Source organism: Limnospira fusiformis SAG 85.79 (genome assembly GCF_012516315.1).
GTDB lineage: Bacteria > Cyanobacteriota > Cyanobacteriia > Cyanobacteriales > Microcoleaceae > Limnospira > Limnospira fusiformis.
Genome location: NZ_CP051185.1, coordinates 5,594,860 through 5,613,377, shown reverse-complemented (window position 1 = coordinate 5,613,377; position 18,518 = coordinate 5,594,860). Strand labels below are relative to the sequence as shown.

The 18,518-nt window shown below is 46.6% G+C and carries 14 protein-coding genes and 3 pseudogenes; 8 read left to right on the top strand and 9 right to left on the bottom strand.

Features of this window, described 5'->3' with window-relative positions:
• The first annotated feature begins 185 nt into the window (after window positions 1-185).
• The gene (locus tag HFV01_RS26080; RefSeq protein WP_193520520.1) at window positions 186-839 is read left to right on the top strand and encodes a hypothetical protein; all 654 of its coding nucleotides are present in this window, start codon (window positions 186-188) and stop codon (window positions 837-839) included.
• A gap of 24 nt (window positions 840-863) precedes the next feature.
• Here the strand turns inward: HFV01_RS26080 and HFV01_RS26075 are convergent, their stop codons facing one another.
• The gene (locus tag HFV01_RS26075) at window positions 864-3,314 is read right to left on the bottom strand and encodes an endonuclease MutS2 (protein ID WP_006622159.1); all 2,451 of its coding nucleotides are present in this window, start codon (window positions 3,312-3,314) and stop codon (window positions 864-866) included.
• Between the two features lie 231 nt (window positions 3,315-3,545).
• On the opposite strand from HFV01_RS26075, the gene HFV01_RS31870 reads away from it, so the two are divergent.
• From HFV01_RS31870 to hemG, 3 genes are all read left to right on the top strand, one after another.
• Complete coding sequence (locus tag HFV01_RS31870) at window positions 3,546-3,686, top strand: DNA cytosine methyltransferase (protein WP_108615257.1); 141 nt, start codon at window positions 3,546-3,548, stop codon at window positions 3,684-3,686.
• 466 nt (window positions 3,687-4,152) lie between these two features.
• Window positions 4,153-4,377 carry a DUF2811 domain-containing protein gene (locus HFV01_RS26065; protein WP_006622156.1) on the top strand — a complete coding sequence of 75 codons (225 nt, stop codon included), beginning with the start codon at window positions 4,153-4,155 and terminating at the stop codon, window positions 4,375-4,377.
• Between the two features lie 168 nt (window positions 4,378-4,545).
• Entirely contained in the window at window positions 4,546-6,000 is a 1,455-nt protein-coding gene (hemG, locus tag HFV01_RS26060; protein WP_006622155.1) for a protoporphyrinogen oxidase, read from the top strand.
• A gap of 251 nt (window positions 6,001-6,251) precedes the next feature.
• On the opposite strand, the gene HFV01_RS26055 is transcribed toward hemG, so the two are convergent.
• From HFV01_RS26055 to HFV01_RS26020, 8 genes and pseudogenes are all read right to left on the bottom strand, one after another.
• Window positions 6,252-6,962: a response regulator transcription factor gene (locus HFV01_RS26055; RefSeq protein WP_006668624.1), complete on the bottom strand. Its 711-nt coding sequence runs from the start codon at window positions 6,960-6,962 to the stop codon at window positions 6,252-6,254.
• Window positions 6,963-7,046: 84 nt separating this feature from the next.
• The gene (locus HFV01_RS26050; RefSeq protein ID WP_231296448.1) at window positions 7,047-9,074 is read right to left on the bottom strand and encodes a tetratricopeptide repeat protein; all 2,028 of its coding nucleotides are present in this window, start codon (window positions 9,072-9,074) and stop codon (window positions 7,047-7,049) included.
• Between the two features lie 86 nt (window positions 9,075-9,160).
• Window positions 9,161-9,331 (bottom strand): photosystem II assembly protein Psb34, encoded by a 171-nt coding sequence (psb34, locus tag HFV01_RS26045; protein WP_006622152.1) that lies wholly within the window; start codon window positions 9,329-9,331, stop codon window positions 9,161-9,163.
• Between the two features lie 412 nt (window positions 9,332-9,743).
• The gene (locus tag HFV01_RS26040) at window positions 9,744-10,574 is read right to left on the bottom strand and encodes a thiazole synthase (protein WP_006622151.1); all 831 of its coding nucleotides are present in this window, start codon (window positions 10,572-10,574) and stop codon (window positions 9,744-9,746) included.
• 169 nt (window positions 10,575-10,743) lie between these two features.
• A complete protein-coding gene (metK, locus tag HFV01_RS26035) occupies window positions 10,744-12,000 on the bottom strand; it encodes a methionine adenosyltransferase (RefSeq protein ID WP_006668625.1) in 1,257 nt (418 codons plus the stop codon).
• Between the two features lie 128 nt (window positions 12,001-12,128).
• On the bottom strand, window positions 12,129-12,902 hold the full coding sequence (locus tag HFV01_RS26030; RefSeq protein ID WP_006622149.1) for an HAD family hydrolase: 774 nt from the start codon (window positions 12,900-12,902) through the stop codon (window positions 12,129-12,131).
• 105 nt (window positions 12,903-13,007) lie between these two features.
• Window positions 13,008-14,135, bottom strand: coding sequence for a 30S ribosomal protein S1 (locus tag HFV01_RS26025; RefSeq protein WP_008055852.1), 1,128 nt, complete (start codon window positions 14,133-14,135; stop codon window positions 13,008-13,010).
• A gap of 359 nt (window positions 14,136-14,494) precedes the next feature.
• Window positions 14,495-14,868: pseudogene (locus HFV01_RS26020) on the bottom strand (zinc ribbon domain-containing protein); the annotation flags it as partial.
• Between the two features lie 546 nt (window positions 14,869-15,414).
• On the opposite strand from HFV01_RS26020, the pseudogene HFV01_RS26015 reads away from it, so the two are divergent.
• From HFV01_RS26015 to HFV01_RS32255, 4 genes and pseudogenes are all read left to right on the top strand, one after another.
• Window positions 15,415-15,807 (top strand): annotated as a pseudogene (locus HFV01_RS26015) (zinc ribbon domain-containing protein); the annotation flags it as partial.
• 19 nt (window positions 15,808-15,826) lie between these two features.
• Window positions 15,827-16,357, top strand: coding sequence for a DNA starvation/stationary phase protection protein Dps (gene dps / locus HFV01_RS26010; protein ID WP_006622146.1), 531 nt, complete (start codon window positions 15,827-15,829; stop codon window positions 16,355-16,357).
• An 844-nt stretch (window positions 16,358-17,201) separates the two neighbouring features.
• Entirely contained in the window at window positions 17,202-17,822 is a 621-nt protein-coding gene (grpE, locus tag HFV01_RS26005) for a nucleotide exchange factor GrpE (protein ID WP_006622145.1), read from the top strand.
• Window positions 17,823-17,941: 119 nt separating this feature from the next.
• A pseudogene (locus HFV01_RS32255) lies at window positions 17,942-18,517 on the top strand (IS607 family transposase); the annotation flags it as partial.
• Window position 18,518: the final 1 nt, after the last annotated feature.

The window sequence follows — 18,518 nt, the reverse complement described above, 5'->3', positions numbered from 1 at the left end:
TTAAAATTCCCCGTTTCAGGTGGGGTAGGGCGGGTAAATGGTGGGGCGGGTTTATGAATATCCTCGTCGAGAATTGATAATTGACAGCATAACCAGCCCCTACAACTATTAATTATAGCCAGGTTTCTCCCACATATTTCAAGAAACCCGGTTTCTCAAAGAAACCGGGTTTCTCAGCCGAAAGGGTGGTTTCCCGACAACTATTAATTATAGCCAGGTTTCTCCCACATATCTCAAAGAAACCGGGTTTCTCAAAGAAACCGGGTTTCTCAGCCGAAAGGGTGGTTTCCCGACAATTATTAATTATAGCCGGGTTTCTCCCACATATCTCAAAGAAACCCGGTTTCTCAAAGAAACCGGGTTTCTCAGCCGAAAGGGTGGTTTCCCGACAATTATTAATTATAGCCGGGTTTCTCCCACATATCTCAAAGAAACCGGGTTTCTCAAAGAAACCGGGTTTCTCAGCCGAAAGGGTGGTTTCCCGACAATTATTAATTATAGCCGGGTTTCTCCCACATATCTCAAAGAAACCCGGTTTCTCAGCCGAAAGGGTGGTTTCCCGACAATTATTAATTATAGCCGGGTTTCTCCCACATATCTCAAAGAAACCCGGTTTCTCAGCCGAAAGGGTGGTTTCCCGACAATTATTAATTATAGCCGGGTTTCTCCCACATATCTCAAAGAAACCGGGTTTCTCAGCCGAAAGGGTGGTTTCCCGACAATTATTAATTATAGCCGGGTTTCTCCCACATATCTCAAAGAAACCCGGTTTCTCAAAGAAACCGGGTTTCTCAGCCGAAAGGGTGGTTTCCCGACAATTATTAATTATTAATTATTAATTATTAATTATTAATTATTAATTATTACTTCAAATAAGCAATAGTCACCCCCGCCCCACCATCTGGATTTGATGCCAGTTCAAACCTTTCAACTTGGGGATGTTCTTTGAGTAACTCGTGAACCCCTCGCCGCAGTTGTCCGGTTCCCTTACCGTGAATAATCCACAGCGCCCCAAAGTCGAGAATTTGCCCCAAAGTGCGATCGATTTCTGTTTCCGCTTCTGATACCCTTTTCCCCCTCAAATCTAGCGTATTTTTATCCGTGCGAACCCTCGGAAGTTGGGAGGGTTCCGGTTTATTCGTAATGGGTTTAGGAGTCTTGTCAGCCTTGGGAGTTGGGGAAGTTTTAGGAAGTTCTACCTTTTGACCATCTAAGGACTCAATTTCCCCTAATCCTACAGTCATTTTCATAATCCCAAACCGGACTGTTAGTTGATTATTATCATCAGGTCCGCTGAGTATCTCTGCTGTTTGACCAATGCGAGGAATACGAATCCGATCGCCTACTTTCGGCATAAAATTAGGCGATCGCACTGGTGTAGCCTGCCGAGATGGTAGATAATTTTCAGCGATCGCATCTAACCTAGCCGTAGCCTTTTGTGCGTCAGCCGCCGTAGCTTTCCCCTGTTGTAGGCGACGGATCACCTTAGCTATTTCCGCCTTAGCCTGTAGTAAAGTTTCCTTAATTTCCTGTTCCTGGGCTTGTTTAAGCTGCCTTTCTCTTTCCTGAAGAGATATAGCCCTTTCCGCCAATTCTCCGTGTAGGCGTTCAGTCTCTTGGAGTAGTTGACTAGCAGCGATCGCCTTAGTTTCCTGCTGTCGTCGCTGTGCTTCCAACCCCTCGATCACCTGGTTAACATCCTCATCACCGCCACCAACATAGGACCCCGCCAGTTTCACTATATCATGATCTAACCCCAACCGTTCCGCAATTTTCAGAGCATTAGAACGCCCAGGAATCCCCCACAATAGGCGATAGGTAGGTTGCAGGGAAGCATCATCAAACTCCACCGAAGCATTTTCAAACCGAGTGTCTTTGTATTTTAACGCTTTCAGGTCGCCAAAGTGGGTAGTCGCCACCGTAAGACGGGTGAGGTCCGCGAACTTTTGCAATAGGGCGATCGCCAAAGCCGTCCCCTCCGTCGGGTCAGTCCCCGCCCCTATTTCATCTAACAATACTAGAGATGGACAGATGCGATCGGACTCCCCCGCCTCCGTTACCCTCATCGGTTCCCCAATAGCCTGTAGAATGCGAGTAATGCGGCGAATATGACCAGAGAACGTAGACAAACTCTGCTCAATAGACTGTTCATCCCCAATGTCTGCTAACACCTGTCCAAACCAAGGCATTTCCACAGGTTCCCGCGCCGGAATAAATAGCCCCACCTTAGCCATGATCGCCGCCAAACCAATAGTTTTTAGCGTCACAGTTTTACCCCCTGTATTCGGTCCGGTAATTGCTACCACCCGGATCTGAGGGTTAATCGTGATATCAATCGGAACCACCTCCGGTCCCTGTTCATACTCTTGTTGCCATATTAGGAGGGGATGGCGCAGTTGTCGCAGATTGATAGTTTCTGACGTATCCCCAGGGTCAATAAACCTAGGTGGGTTCGCTTGTAGCCAGTAGCTATAACGGGCTTTAGCCAGGGCTAGATCGATAGTTGTCACGATCGCTAAAAGTTTTTCCAGATCCGGTACTACCGCCGCCACCTGTTCCGTGAGACTACGGCGGATCGCTTCCGCTTCCGTTTGTTCAGCCCGCTGAATTTGTCGCAGTTGGTTGTTTAGTACTACAATAGAGTGAGGTTCCACATAGACTGTCGCCCCTGTAGTCGAAGCATCATGGACGATACCCGGAATCGCATCTTTTTGGGGAGCTTTCACTGGAATCACAAACCTACCCTCTCGTTGGGTGATGATTTGTTGTTGCACTGCTTGGGCTTTCCGTTGCAGGATGCCTTGTAGAACTTGATAAATGCGATCGCGGGTTGATTGCAGCCGGGCGCGAATTTCCCCCATTTTCACACTGGCGCGATCGGTTACCTCTCCCCGTTCATCAATACACCGATGAATTTCCTGTTCTAGTTCCGGATAGGTGCGTAGTTCTTCCACTAAGCTAGTTAATACCGGTACATCTTCCTGGTCATCAATTACCCGGCGCAGTTGTCTCGCCCCCGCTAACGTAGTGGCGATCGCTAATAACTCCTCACCAAATAAAATACCTTGGCGATCGGCCCTTTCCAGAGAAGCCCCAATATCCTGAATACCATCAAGAGACAAACCCTGAACCAGCTTCAGTTCCAGTTGATAAGCCTCTTTCGTTTGTGCTAACAGGCGATCGGTTTCTTCTTTCGTCTCTGGAATAGCCAACTGACGGGCCGCGAAAGCACCCAACTTAGTGGCTGTAAAGGTTGCCAGATGTTTACACAGCCGATGCCATTCCAGTAGTTCCAGCGTTTCTGCTTGAATCAAAGCCTCAAGTTTTGATAATACAAATGTTTATTCTTCATGGTATCATATTTTTTGATTTTTACCAGCGATCGCCTTGAATTTGGGAAATTTTGGTAAGTCAAATGTTTTCAACTTATCGCTTTAGGCTGGGGAGTTGTCAAAGGTTTGACTTATGCCGATATCTTCCATGGTATTGGAGGATTTATAATCGGGCTATAACCAACTGGATTAAAATGTATTTATGCGTTCTAAATTAATCAGTATTGTCGCCAAGCATACTTTCAGAATTTTGGGGACTACCCAGAAGCAGATATCCCTCAAGTTTATTTCACTAGCCTTCCCAAAGTTAATCTAATCACCCCTGGTTTTCCCTGTCAGCCTTTTAGTATTTGAGAATCCCTCTTGGCAATATTTTGACTTTCATTATCCATTGTCCACAGATCGCCCCAATTTTGTCCCTTCAACATTCTTATCTTTTCACCAAATTTTCCCCAGAGATTCCACAAACTTTCCACAGGGTAAGGCGAGTTTTTCCACAGATTTATCAGATTTTTCCACAGCCAACCACTCCCAGAATGATAGTCTGGCGTTTAATTGGGGATTTTGGCAAGCCTAGTATCGACAGCCTTAACTACCCAGATTGTTGTAAAGTTATGTAAAAAAAATGGCTTGAAACCCTGATTATGTCGTCAAGTCCCCATCACCCAGACCGAGGTTGTAACATTTAGCAACATTGACAACCCTCCCCCCCCATAGCACACAATAAATAAGATACCCTTTTCCCTTCAAGCAGAATTGGCTCAGTCGTTTGGCCTAGCCGCCTAAAAAATGGCTCCATCTCAACTCCTGTGAGGTTTATATGAACACAAGTGTTAGTATTCTGACCGAAATTCCCGAAACACTGCACGAGTCCCTTCAGGGCTACCTGGAAACTCACCCCGACTGGGATCACGATCGCGTGTTTTCCGCCGCCCTGTCCCTGTTTTTGTTACAAAATGGCAAAAACAACACACCAGAAGCCCTCGATAGCTGTAGAGTAGCCGCCAGAGTATACCTAGAAACTCTGTTTCAGTCCAATACATAGGTGAAGCGTGAGAATAACAGAGTAGGGTGCCCCGCATGCTGATAATTTCCATAGATACGATAAATCTTCTGATGCGGGACACCTTCCCAACCTGAGACTCCACTTGAGACTTGAGACTCGACAGCAATCAACAGTACAATCACTCTAATCTGCTTTGTAATTTCCACAATGACAAACCTAGTTGATAGCCTTATTGTTGGTGCTGGTATTAGTGGGCTGAGTTTAGCCTATAGTCTTAACCGTGAAAAAAGTGTGCGCGAACCTCTAAAGGTTTTGGTTACAGAAAGCCAGAACCGAGTCGGGGGAAATATTACAACCGGACGGGCTGATGATTTTTTATGGGAAGAAGGCCCTAACAGTTTTGCCCCCACCCCTGAATTACTCGGACTAGCCGTAGATTTAGGGCTCAAAGAAGAATTGATTTTTGCCGATCGCAAACTACCCCGTTATGTGTACTGGAACCTAATGTTACATCCAGTACCCATGAACCCCCCCGCCCTACTCTCCTCCGAACTCATCAGCGCCAGAGGTAAACTCCGCGCCGCATTAGGAGCCATAGGATTTGTGCCACCCCCAGTAGGCGCTCACCTCTCTCAACAGGGAGGAGAAGAAACTATCACCCAGTTTTTCGATCGCCATTTAGGTTCAGAAGTCCTAGAACGTCTCGTCCAGCCCTTCGTTTCAGGGGTTTATGCTGGCGACCCTCAACAGTTAGCAGTCCGTTCCGCTTTTAGTCGCATAGTAGCCGCTGAGGAGGCTGGGGGGGGGCTACTACCTGGATTTGTGCGATCGCGTCTGAATAAAAAAGCCCCCGTCTCTACCCCCGACCCCAACATTCCCAAAACTCGCCCCGGTGAATTAGGGTCCTTCCGTTATGGTCTGCAAACTCTACCAGAAACCTTAGCCAGCAAATTAGGCGATCGAGTTAAGTTAAATTGGACTATCGACCGTTTTTATCCCACCGATCATCAAACCTATATTGCTGAATTTTCCACCCCAGACGGTCCTCAGCAAGTAGAAGCCCGAACCCTTGCCTTAATGACCCCCGCCCATGTTAGCGCTCGCCTGTTGCAACCCCTACACTCTCCCATCGCTACCGCATTAAGCCAAATTCCCTATCCCCCCGTCGCTTGTGTAGTCCTCGCCTATCCCAAATCAGCCTTAAAACAACAACTCAAAGGCTTTGGTAATTTAATTCCCCGCCATCAAGGAATCCGTACCCTTGGCACTATTTGGACCTCAAGTTTATTTCCCGGTCGCGCCCCAGAATCTTGGCAAGTCCTCAGCAATTATATTGGGGGTGCAACAGACCCGGAAATTGGCGAAATGGATGATGATCAAATTGTCGCCGCCGTTCATCAAGACCTACGCCAAATTCTGCTGGCTGAAGATGTCCCCCCCAAGGTCTTAGCTGTTCATCTTTGGCGGCGCGCTATCCCACAATATACTCTCGGTCATCAGAACCGCCTAAATTGCATCGATGCTGGATTGCGATCGCTTCCCGGACTTTATCTGTGTAGTAACTATATTGATGGGGTTTCCGTCGGAGACTGTGTGAGGCGCGGCCAGCAATGGGCATCTAAAATTCAGTCCCACCTTCATGACTGCCAAACAGCCAACTAATCACCAGTAGGGAGTCTTGGCCCTCCCTCTAGTTTATGTTAACTTTTGTAACGAAATGTTAAGAATTGTTGCGAAAAATTTTTTCTGGGGGAGGTTCCTTGCTTTTTGGTGGCGCTTCTGGTACAATTTTAGATAATGGGAATATGTGCAAAATTATTTATATAGTCAAAGTCTTAATTTTAATTAAGATGTCAAAATATTACCATTATTCCCAGTCGCCTGTCAACCCCCAACCCTTAAAATGTGTAAGTTTAGTCCCTGGGTTCCTCATGACCACGGCGATCGAACATATATCCCACCCCGCGAATGGTTTTAATCAACACAGGTTTATCTGTGTCCGGCTCAATCTTTTTACGAATTTGACCAATATGAACATCAACCACCCGCTGTTCACCCTCATATTCATAATCCCAGACCTCCTGTAGCAGTTCTGAACGTCGCCAAGCCCTACCAGGCTTTTTGGCTAAACAGTACAGTAGATCAAACTCTAGGGCGCTGAGGGAGATTTGGCGATCGCTAATATAGACCTCACGGCGGACCGGATCTATCACCAGATCCCCATAGGTCAAGCTCCGCATTTCCGTATCCTCTACAGAACGCTGTCGCTTCAAAATGGCGCGCACACGAGCGCCTAGTTCCGCCAAACCAAAGGGCTTAGTAATATAGTCATCAGCCCCCAGCTCGAAACCCTTAATCTTATCAGCCTCTCCAGTCAAACTGGTGAGAAGCAAAACAAATACTCGCGTCCGGTCCTGCATTTCTTGGCACAGGGCAAAACCAGTGGTATCAGGTAGGTTAACGTCGAGAATCACCAGATCGGGATTAAATTCGTCAAACAATTGCAGCGCCGTCTCACCATCTTTTGCCGACTCAACCTCATAGTTTTGTTGAGTCAGATACCGAGAAATTAAATTGCGGATTGCCGGGTCGTCATCAACGACAAGAATCTTTTGAGAGGCCATAACCACAAGAAGATCGTGAGCATGGGGCAAAAATACAAGCCTAGCCTTGCCAATATAGGGGGAGTCTTGATTTTTTTATTGGTTTCAAGATAAGCAACGCCATATTTCCGGGAGGAGATGACCGGGAATCTTAGATAGGGCTTGGTTTTGACCTTGCCAACCAGATTCCTGGTACAAAGCGCGTAAGGTTCGGACTAGATGATTGAACGCCAAACGATGACGTTCTGACTCTAGGGCGTTGGCACTTCCTTCCTGAGAACATGGTTGTTCTTCACAACCTGCCATCAGGTGATGGTCCAGTGCTTTCTCTAGGTGAGAAACCCTTTGTTCTCCACTCAGACAGAGTGCTTTATCTGTTGCCAAACGATAATGAGCAAGTCCTAAGTTATTGTGAGTTGCCAAGGTATCGAATGTCAACTGCGTGGGACTGAGTTGTTGGGCTAGGGCTAAGGTTTTTTCATAAGCTGCGATCGCCTCATTCAATAATTTACTGCGGTCTGCTGGTTCTTCCTGATACATTGCTAAATGCCAACAGGCTGTCCCCAGGTTGTTTTGAGTAGTTGCACAGGCAAGGGGGGCGGCTTTGGATGTGCGATATTTTAATGCTTCTCGGTAGCTATAAATCGCCTTTTGCAGCCACCTTTTTGAAGGCTGATGCTGTGCCAGATTCCAGTAAGCTGTTCCCAGGTTAGCCTGAATCATAGCATAGTGCTGAGGCTCCTTATTCTCGGAATAGCCCCGCAACGCCTCCCGATAAGCTGCGATCGCCGCCTTTAAATTAACAACTGGTTCAATATGTTGGGCGCGTGTCCAGTAAGCCGTTCCTAAATTATTTTGGATTGCCCGATAATCTAGCGCTATGCGGGCGGGTTCTAAAGAATCTGCTGGAGATAGAGGCTGATTACAGAACCTGCCCCCACCTAGACCGCCCTGGTCCCTAACAGATTTAAGATAGTTGATAGCCTCTTCATAAACAGTAATCGACTGTTGTAAATTCTCTAATGGCTCTCTAATTGTCCCTAAATCTGTATAAGCTGCACCCAGGTTCTTCAGCAGTCTAACATAAATATAGCCTCTCGATGTGGGGTCAACTTTCATTAACCCCGTTTGATAACAGATGATACTGATCTCCAGATTAACCAACGCCTGGCTACCCTGATTGATAGATTTTCGGGTCTGCTGAAACAGCATCCAGTGGAAAGTACCAAGATCGTTATAGATATTAACCGGATCTAAATCTTTCCGTAAAGCACTATTTGACTCTAACAGCATTTCCCACTCATTTAATTGCTCCAACACCTGGTTATAGGCTTCTATGGCATCTTGAAGTAGTGGCACCGTGGGGGGACCCTTAGATATGCGATCGCGATACATATAAGCCCGTTTTAAACAGGTCTGTAGATATTCCTGTGAATATACCACCGTCGATGGTGAACCATCTATTAGCAAATGTGGCTCGATGGTTTGACCTAGTGGTTCATCTACAGACGAGATCACCCTTGAGGATTTATGTATCCCCGGCGAATTTTGCCCTGATAAAGGTGGAGCATATACCGGAGTAGGGTCGCCCACAAATTTAAATATACCCCTATGCAAGCGCCAAAATTCCGGGGCTGACTGTTGAATACAACACAGCCAAGGTGATGATATCCACAGCAGCACACTTAACTCAAATTCAATTAACTTAGATTCAGCTTCCCGCAAATAGTTCAAAAATGACCATTGAATTGCAGCAGGTTGTCTAGTCAACTGTTCAACCCCTAAAATCTGGAAAGCTAGGGGAGAGTCAGCATTTTGACTTTTCCAGCGGCACATTTGAGCAATAGGGTTTGGGTCAGTCAATTCCAAATGCAGCGTCACCAACTTAGAACTAACCTGGTTTGGGGTTGTGATATGTTCATTACCAGACCGCGCGCCAACTGTACTCAGAATATCCTCAGAACCTAGTTCCGTTTCCAAACTACTCGCCATTTGATGCAACAGACTCAGGTGATCACATACTGCAATAAAAACCTGTTGTCCCAAACCTAATCTTAAAGCGCGCTTCAACTGAGTATAAAGCTGCTTATTTGTGGCGTAACTACTAGAGAAGGTTGTATTAGTTGCGGTCATTCCATGCAGAACAGATAACATTGATACTGACTTGATACTATTTCATTCAAGCCAGCACCATCACTACAGGAATTTCTGGACTGATTTTAAGATGCAGCTACCGCAATAGCTAACACACCACCCACCAAAACCACAGCAAGCACTCCCCAAATTATGTAGTTACGCTTCTGAGTTTTATTGGGAGGTTCGGCTGTATAAACTTTTGGTTCTACAGCAAAGTTATTGATGAGTCCATCTTCTTCGGTTGTATAAGGCATTCGTATATAGTCCTAATATCATATGATACATTTACGCGACATTTTTCCGGTTCCGGATAATGCAACGATAGCACCATTACCTGTTAAGGTAATGGAGGCGGTATCCCGCAAAGCTTTTAGAAAGATGATCCCAAAGCACTGTTTACCTTGGTAGCCTTAGACCTAATTTTTCGCTTCACCTTGGCAACCATGTTGGAAGTCTCAAAGATGAGCCCAAAAATTAGGCTGTGTTATGGGATGGTCAGGGATGCGACCCAATCAACCAATGGGCTGGAGTCCCCACCAGGGGGTTATTTCGGGCATTGCAGCCTTATTTCGTGCCTGAACGTCTCGCACTGACAGGATCATTGTAGCACATGGGTGCGGACTATGGCAGAAAAAGATTGGCCAGTGAGACTTTTGCCTACAGAAATTAGACAGATGTGATTGTACCGGTGAGAGGGGAAGAAGCGATCGCATAATCCTTAACCGGAATACGTCCCGCCAAATAAGCCATACGTCCGGCTTTCGCCGCCATTCCCATAGCATCCGCCATCATAGATGGTTTACTCGCCAAAGCGATCGCCGAATTAATCAGCAAAGCATCAGCCCCCATTTCCATAGCCATAGCCGCCTCACTGGGAGTACCAATTCCGGCATCTACCACCACCGGAACCTTAGCATTATCAATAATAATCTGAATATTGGCTGCATTTCTAATCCCTTGACCAGACCCGATAGGAGATCCCAAAGGCATGACCGTCGCACAACCCGCCTCTTCCAAATGTTTGGCTAACAGAGGATCAGCATTAATATAAGGCAAAACCGCAAACCCTTCTTTTACCAATTGTTCCGCCGCCTTCAGAGTTCCTATGGGGTCAGGTAGTAAATATTTAGAATCAGGAATCACCTCTAACTTGACAAAATTATTGTCTTCCTGACCCAATAACTTAGCCATTTCCCGACCCAGACGCGCCACCCGCACAGCATCTTCCGCCGTTTGACAGCCAGCAGTATTAGGTAACATCCAAATTTTTGACCAGTCGATCGCCTCCGCCAGCCCCTCATGTCCAGGAGCCTGAGTTTGCACCCGTCTAACCGCGACGGTCACTATTTCACAGCCACTAGAAACAATACTTTCCTGCATTTGTTCTAAACTGCGATATTTACCAGTTCCGGTCATCAAACGCGATGTAAATGACCTACCAGCGATCGTTAGCGGAGAATCAACAGGTTGTGATACTGGTTTTTCAACAGTTTGCATAGCATCATCCTTGAACTTGACACAAAGGGGATAGTACAGACAAGACAGATCTTATCCCTACCCTGGCGGGACATCAAATACCTGGGCCATCATTATCCGGCTTCCCGCCGCACCGATAATCACTACAGGCGGGAAGTGCTAGTTACAGAAGGCTATCAAAACCCAGGTATCAGACCGTTGCCGTTTGCAGTAATTCCCGCTTGAGTAATTCTACTTTATCAGTTTTTTCCCAAGGTAGATCGAGATCCGTGCGTCCCATGTGACCATAGGCTGCCACATCTTGGAAGAAACGGCCTCCCCGTAGGGCTGGTAAATCCCGCAGGTTAAACTCTTGAATCATACCCGCCGGACGCAACTCAAAGTTTTCTTGCACCACTTTCAGCAGTTGTTGCTCATCTACCTTACCGGTGCCAAAAGTCTCAATAAATAGACTAACAGGACGAGCTACCCCGATCGCATAACTTACTTGAACTTCGCACTTATCGGCTAAACCAGCAGCCACAATATTTTTAGCAATATAGCGGCAAGCATAAGCAGCACTGCGGTCTACTTTGGTGGGGTCTTTCCCAGAAAAAGCGCCGCCGCCATGTCTGGAATAACCGCCATAGGTATCAATAATAATCTTACGACCGGTTAAACCCGAATCCCCTTGAGGTCCACCGACGACGAATTTACCAGTAGGGTTAACTAAAAAGCGAGTATTTTCGTCAGGTTTAATATCAATGCCTTCCAAAGCTGGAGTGATCACCTTAGCCAACAAATCTTCTTTGATGCGATCTTGGACGGCTTGGGGGTCAGTAATATCGCCAATAGTTGCTGTATGTTGGGTTGAGATCAAAATGGTGTCTATTCTGACCGGGCGATCGTTTTCGTAAGCAATAGTAACTTGAGTTTTGCCATCAGGTCGCAAGTAAGGCAAAGTCCCATCTTTGCGAACAGCGGTCAACTGCCTAGACATCCGGTGAGCTAAACTGATGGGCATAGGCATCAGTTCCGGGGTTTCATTGCAAGCAAAACCGAACATCAATCCCTGATCACCAGCACCGATAGAGTCTAGGGCAGCTTCACTCAGTTTTTCCCGATTTTCCTGGGCTTGGTCAACACCTTGGGCAATATCTGGGGACTGTTCATCAAGGGCAACTAATACTGAACAGCTATCTGCTGAAAAGCCATTTTCGGCGTGTATATAGCCAATTTCGGCAATTTTTTTACGGGCTAGTTCGATATAATTAACTTGGGCTTTAGTGGTAATCTCCCCGGTAATTAGAACTAAGCCTGTGTTGACAACTACTTCGGCAGCGACCCGACTTTTAGGATCTTGAGCCAAGAGAGCATCTAAAATGGCATCAGAAATTTGGTCGCAGATTTTATCAGGATGACCCTCTGTGACTGATTCAGAGGTAAACAGATATTGACGATTAGACAAGGCTTTTCTCCTGTTGGATGATTGATTTGTTCCCAGTACGCACTATCCCGTCCAATATACCAAACTGCTGCTCCCTACAACGGATCATGAAAGTTTGAGGACTCAATGGGGTTCTAATGGGTTGGTTATCACGAATTTGATGGAGATAGAGGCTGATTGGAGGCTCCCCCGGTAATAATTGCGATCGCATCAAGTGCCGAGATTACCACATCAGCCATTTGTAAATCATGGCTTGATGGTTGCCAGCAAATACCGATCGCCCCAGCCGCTCCGGCTTGTTTCGCCATTTGCATATCCCCAGCAGAGTCTCCCACCATTAAGGTTTTCCCTGGTTCTACCCCTAGTTCCTGGCAACTCTGAACAAATAGGGCTGGGTTAGGTTTCGCTAAATTTTCACTAGCCCCCTTCTGTAGTTGTATATATGGATCTAACTTATGGCGGGTGACAAATGCTTGCACCTGTTCCGTCGTAGCTGCCGACAAAATCCCTAGTTTAATACCCCCGTCATATAGCGATTTCAGCACATCTAAGCCGCCTACGAATAGGGGTGATGGCGGATGGTTTTTAAAGCTGTTGTCGGCTTCTATAAAGGCTTTCTGAGCAATGTTTTTCGACTCTATCCATCCCCGTCCGGTTTCCGCGATATAGGCGGCGGTGGCAATTTCATTTTCTTGGCGTGTTCCTGTTGCCATTAAACCTGTAGGGTCTAGGGTATCGTTTTCTATACCAAAAGCCATCAGTAGGGGTTCGCCAATGCCGGGAATTTGGGCATCAACTAAACGCGATCGCACCTGTCCCAATTTTCGCAAGAATTCCTGGGAGTCTTCGAGAGTGCCATCTTTATCGAAAATGATAGCTTCTATGCGATCGAATGTAATGTTATTAACTCGAATACTGGGCAAGGTTCAGACCTCATATTTTCTAGCACCTTCCGTTTTAAATCTATACCCTACCAAATACGAAAAAAAAAGAGGGTTATCCCTCTTTTTTCCCTGATTGTTCAGCAATTAGGATTCCGTTGCTATGGGAATCTCTTCTTCTGAATCTTCTACAGCCTCTGTTTCGGCTACCGGTTCTGTGATCGCCTCTGATTCTGAAATCGGTTGCTCCTCAGTCTGATCAGCCAATTGCGCTTCCGTTTCCACATCAGTAGCCGGTGGGATATCAGCCGTAGATTCTGCTACCTCCGCTGTCTCTGCTGTCTCTGCTGCCGTTTCAACTACCGGGATACCTTGCTGTTCAGCCTGCATTTTTTCCCGGAACTTAGCAGCCATTTCCTCAGCTTTCTCATAAACCATCTCAGGATTTTTCACCATCGCCCCCGGTTCCGGTTCTAACTGCTTAGTAGACAGTGAAATCCGACCCCGATCAGCATCAAGATCAATAATCATGACTTTCACTTCATCATTAACATTGAAGACGCTGTGGGGGGTATCAATATGATCATGAGATATTTCTGAGATGTGCAGCAAACCGCTGACACCACCGATATCAATGAATGCACCGTAAGGTTTAATTCCTCGCACCGTACCGATGACCACTTCACCTACTTCTAGGCGGTTCATCTTACGCTCAACTAAGGCGCGACGGTGGCTGAGAACCAAACGGTTGCGGTCTTCATCAACTTCTAAAAATTTCAGTGGTAGTTCTTCCGCTACCAATTCTTCTTTAGGTTTCCGGGTGCTGATATGGGAACCAGGAATAAAACCACGCAATCCCTCAATGCGGACTAAAGCCCCACCTCGGTTAGTGGCAAAAACCTGAGAACGAACTGTAGCATCTTCTGCTTGCAGTTGGCGAACTCGCTCCCAAGCCCTCATGTATTCTATGCGACGGATTGACAATGTAAGTTGTCCATCCTCGTTTTCATCCGTGAGAATAAAAAATTCCCTGGTTTCATTGGACTGCAATACTTCTTCCGGGCTCTCCACCCGGTTGATCGACATTTCCTGTAGCGGAATGTATGCTGCTGTCTTAGCACCAATATCAATCAGAGCGCCCCGGGGTTCTAAACTGAAAACTGTGCCCGGCACCACATCTCCGGGGCTGAAGTGATAATCATACTTATCCAACAGGGCGGCAAAATCTTCGTGGGTAAAGCCCACATCTCTACTTGTTAGTGTCTGATTGATCATGCGAGTCGTTTCCTAGAATTTCTCCCCTTAATTGTGTTTACATTGGACAGAGGGCAGCGGTTTTGGGTTTCCGGGGGGGTGGATCTGCTCTATTCTAGTGACCCAAATTTGTTAATTGGGACCCCAGTTAGGTGCATTTTACCTCAATCGGTGGCCTCTGGTTATAACCTGGTTGACTACTCACCCGAATTTAATTACGGGCAATTTTCAGCAGTTGTCACACAATGGTATCAATACCCTTGGCTCCATGCCTAGTAGCTGCCATCTCTAAGTATGTATCCATATTGCCCGCTGGTCTATGCCTTAGTCTTTAAGTTAAGACCAGGACTCTGACCTAGCTTTGATCCTGACTGATACATTTACGCGACATTTTTCCGGTTGTTCCCGGACAATGCGACGATAGCACTATTACCCGTTAAGGTAACAGAGGCGGTATCCCGCAAAGCTTTTAGAAAGATTCCAAAAGCACCGTTCCAGTCCCTGGGTAGAGTGAACCCGCACTCAGGACATCGGAACACTTTTGAGCCACCTAGCTGGGAATGGACATGACCACAGTGAGTACAGGTTTTGCTGGTGTATTCTTCGGTCACATCTACAACTGTTCAGTTATTTCCCCTTGATGTCTCAGGGTTAGTTTGAATCGATAATGCGCCCATGTCAGCATGGTTCGGGCAGTCTTAGACCTGATTAGACGCTTCACCTTGGCAACCATATTGGAAGTCTCGAAGGTGGGCTAAAAAATCCGGCTGTGTTATGGGATGGTCAGGGATGCGACCTAATCAACCAAGGGGTTGAAGTCCTCACCGGGTAGTCCCCACGCCCATTTCAGCTCGATTTCATACCCGAAGGTCTCGCACCATACTTGGTATTATACCGTATTGCCGTAAAATGTTAACCTAATTTGAGATTAAATCATGCTCTTACCAAAGGGCAACAGAGCCGGACCGCTGGCTCGGATTCGTTAAAAATATTTTTAGTTTAACTCAGAGCCTATCCATTATGCCATACTTTAGCAAAAGTTTAGCAAATTTTTATCCTAGCATTTTCAGTACCGAGATTGTCAAGGGGCTGAGACTGGTAGAAGTACCCACCTCCATCAAACGGTGGGAGAGCTTAATTTAATCGCAGATTAGTTGAACCAATTAGGGCGATGCGCTACAATACCAAGTATGGGTGCGAGACCTTCGGGTATGAAATAGAGCTGAAATGGGCGAAATAACTACCCGGTGAGGACTTCAACCCCTTGGTTGATTGGGTCGCATCCCTGACCATCCCATAACACAGCCGGATTTTTTTGCCCACCTTCGAGACTGCCAATATGGCCAGTCAGGTGAAGCGTCTAATCAGGTCTAAGACTGCCCGAGCCATGCTGACATGGGCGCATTATCGATTCAAACTAACCCTGAGACATAAGCGCGGAAATAACTGAACAGTTGTAGATGTGACCGAAGAATACACCAGCAAAACCTGTACTCACTGTGGTCATGTGCATTCCCAGCTAGGTGGCTCAAAAGTGTTCCGATGTCCGGAGTGCGGGTTCACTCTACCACGGGACTGGAACGGTGCTTTTGGAATCTTTCTAAAAGCTTTGCGGGATACCGCCTCTGTTACCTTAACGGGTAATAGTGCTATCATCGCATTGTCAGGCAATAGCCGGATAAATGTCGCGTAAATGTATCAGTAATTAATTTATGACTAGCACCACTACCAAAACTAGACTGTACTCAAGCCGTATAGATTTACCGGAAGACACCCGGTCTCAAATTATCACAATCCTCAATCAAAGTTTAGCAACTACTCTCGACCTGAAAACCCAGGTTAAGCAGGCTCATTGGAATGTTAAAGGGCTGAACTTCTACTCCCTACATCTGTTGTTTGATGAACTAGCAGGGGAATTAGAGGGATATGTGGATATGATTGCTGAACGAGTTACCGCCCTGGGAGGTTATGCGATGGGAACGGCTCGTCGGGCAGCGTCTGAATCGATTTTACCAGAATATCCACTAAATATTGATAATGGCACAGATCATATTGTGGCTTTGGCCGATCGCTTTGGTGTGTATGCTAAGTCCCTGCGAGAGGCGATCGACAAAACTGATAATCTGGGTGATGCAGACACAGCAGACCTATATACAGAAATTTCCCGCACTGCTGATATGCGCCTGTGGTTCTTAGAAGCCCACCTACAGGGTAATGCTAATCAGCCATTAGCCAGCCACTAGACTCTTGCATAAAATCCGATAATTTCCGGCTCGATCCCGAAATTACTCCTCAAAGGAGATGATCGATGCAGGTCCAGGATTAGACCTACGTTAAGGGGGTGATGACACCTACAGGTGAGCGCCAGCCTGTTGCTCTGTCGTCTATCTTTAAGGAACGAGATGAGTGGATTTGTAAGCTCCAGTGAGCTAGACGTAAAAAGCCCCTTTAACATGACCGAGGCAAACATTACCCCATCTGGGAGATAGCTTAAATACCAAATTACCCAAATTACGTTTTTGTGGTTGACACACTGGGGCAACCGTTAAGTCCCACTCATCCGGTTGTATAAATTTTCCTGAGTTTTCCGGTCATTACCAGGTTATAGACTTGCTGATAACCACCATCTGGGCTAGGCTACATTTATCAGAGAAATGGGTTTAAAACCTTGCACTTCAGGGCGACTTTGTGCTAAAACTCAAAGAAGCGGAAAATCAGATGTGTAGTCGTGGCACGCGAACTGACCGTTGTCAAAAGGCTAGTGTCACCAACCTTCCATTAGGTTGCCCCAATACCTCACTGCTCTCTAACAAAGAATATGGCTTCTGTGGGTGAAAATAGAACTTAAAATAGGGTAGGGCATACCCGAATTTACGCTTGGGGAGTAGTCCATAGCGAGTGCTTGCTGTAAAAGGTGTAGTCGGATACGACATGAAACTGTAAGACCAAAACTAACTTAGGTTAGTGGAGGCAGGATTGGGCCCAAGAATCCTCGGACTTCAGGACGAGGAGTGTCAACAGCAAGGTTGTCTAGCCATGAACGGGTCGCCATCATCATCTGACTATACCCCGCAGTTACAAAAACTTATGCGGCGGGCGGGGTTTTCCAGTATACGAGAGTTAAGCCGATATTCAGGGGTCGAGGAGAGACAGTTCTTTCGGCTATGTCAGGGTTTGGTCATGCAGACCCGGGTGGATGTTTTAATGAAAATTGCGGAGGGGCTGGGAATTTCTCTGATGGAACTGTTGAGCATTTTCGCCCCGGAGGAGAGTAGCTTCGCCTATTCGGGGTTTAATTCGGCTTTCCGTCAGGAATATGAACGGCTACAAGCTGAGATGGAACAATTGCGGGAGTCTGTAGGTCGGGAATTTGAACAAGCTAGTTTAGATATTTTGGAATCTTGGTTGTTGAATTGGCCCAAAGTTACCGAAAAAGTTGAGGAAAATCCCCAAATTCCTGCCAAAAATATATTGCCTTTGGTGAAACCAGTGGAGCGACTTGTGCAACAATGGGGAGTGGAGATAATTGCACCGATCGCCTCTGAGGTTCCCTACAATCCGCATCTACACCAGTTAGTCCAGGGAACTGCACAGCCGGGAGATAGGGTGACTGTCACTTCTGCTGGCTACCGAAAGGGCGATCGTCTTCTCTGGCGCGCCCAGGTAAAAGTCCCAACCGATGATAATTTGAGGATTCAGGGAGGTTAGGGAAACCCACATGATGGACTACCCTTTGTGTCTGATTTAGGAGCATGATTTAATCTCAAATTAGGTTAATATTTTAGGGCAATATGGTATAAGAAGCGAGAAGAGTTGAGGATAAACCTATTGCCAGATATGTCAAACCCAAGGAAGCCGCCCAAATCCTTGGAGTCCATGAAAGAACACTCCGCAGATGGAACGAAAATGGCTCAATCGAGACCATCAGAACCCCCGCTGGGCAACGACGATACAACGTTGAGTGATATACTGCTGCCAAATCAGGCAGTGACAAACGCAAAGTCGTTATCTATGCCAGAGTTAGTAGCTGCGCCCAGCAGTCCGACCTCAACCGACAGGTGGCCGCACTGTCCAACCTCTACCCCGAAGCAGAAGTCGTCTCAGAAATCGGAGGCGGGCTCAACTTCAAGGGAAAGAAAATGCTGGCCTTACTGGGACATCATTTGTCAGGAGATGTCCGCATGGTTGTCATTGCCCATAAAGACCGACTGGCAAGGTTTGGATTTGACTTGTTTCGATGGCTCTGTGAGCAAAACAGGTGCTCACTCATGGTTCTCAACCAGACAAGTCTCAGTCCAGAACGACAAATGGTTGAGGACATCCTCGCCATCCTCCACTGCTTCAGTTCCCGATTATACGGACGGAGTAAATACAAAACTCAGGTCAAAGAAGATCCGGATTTAC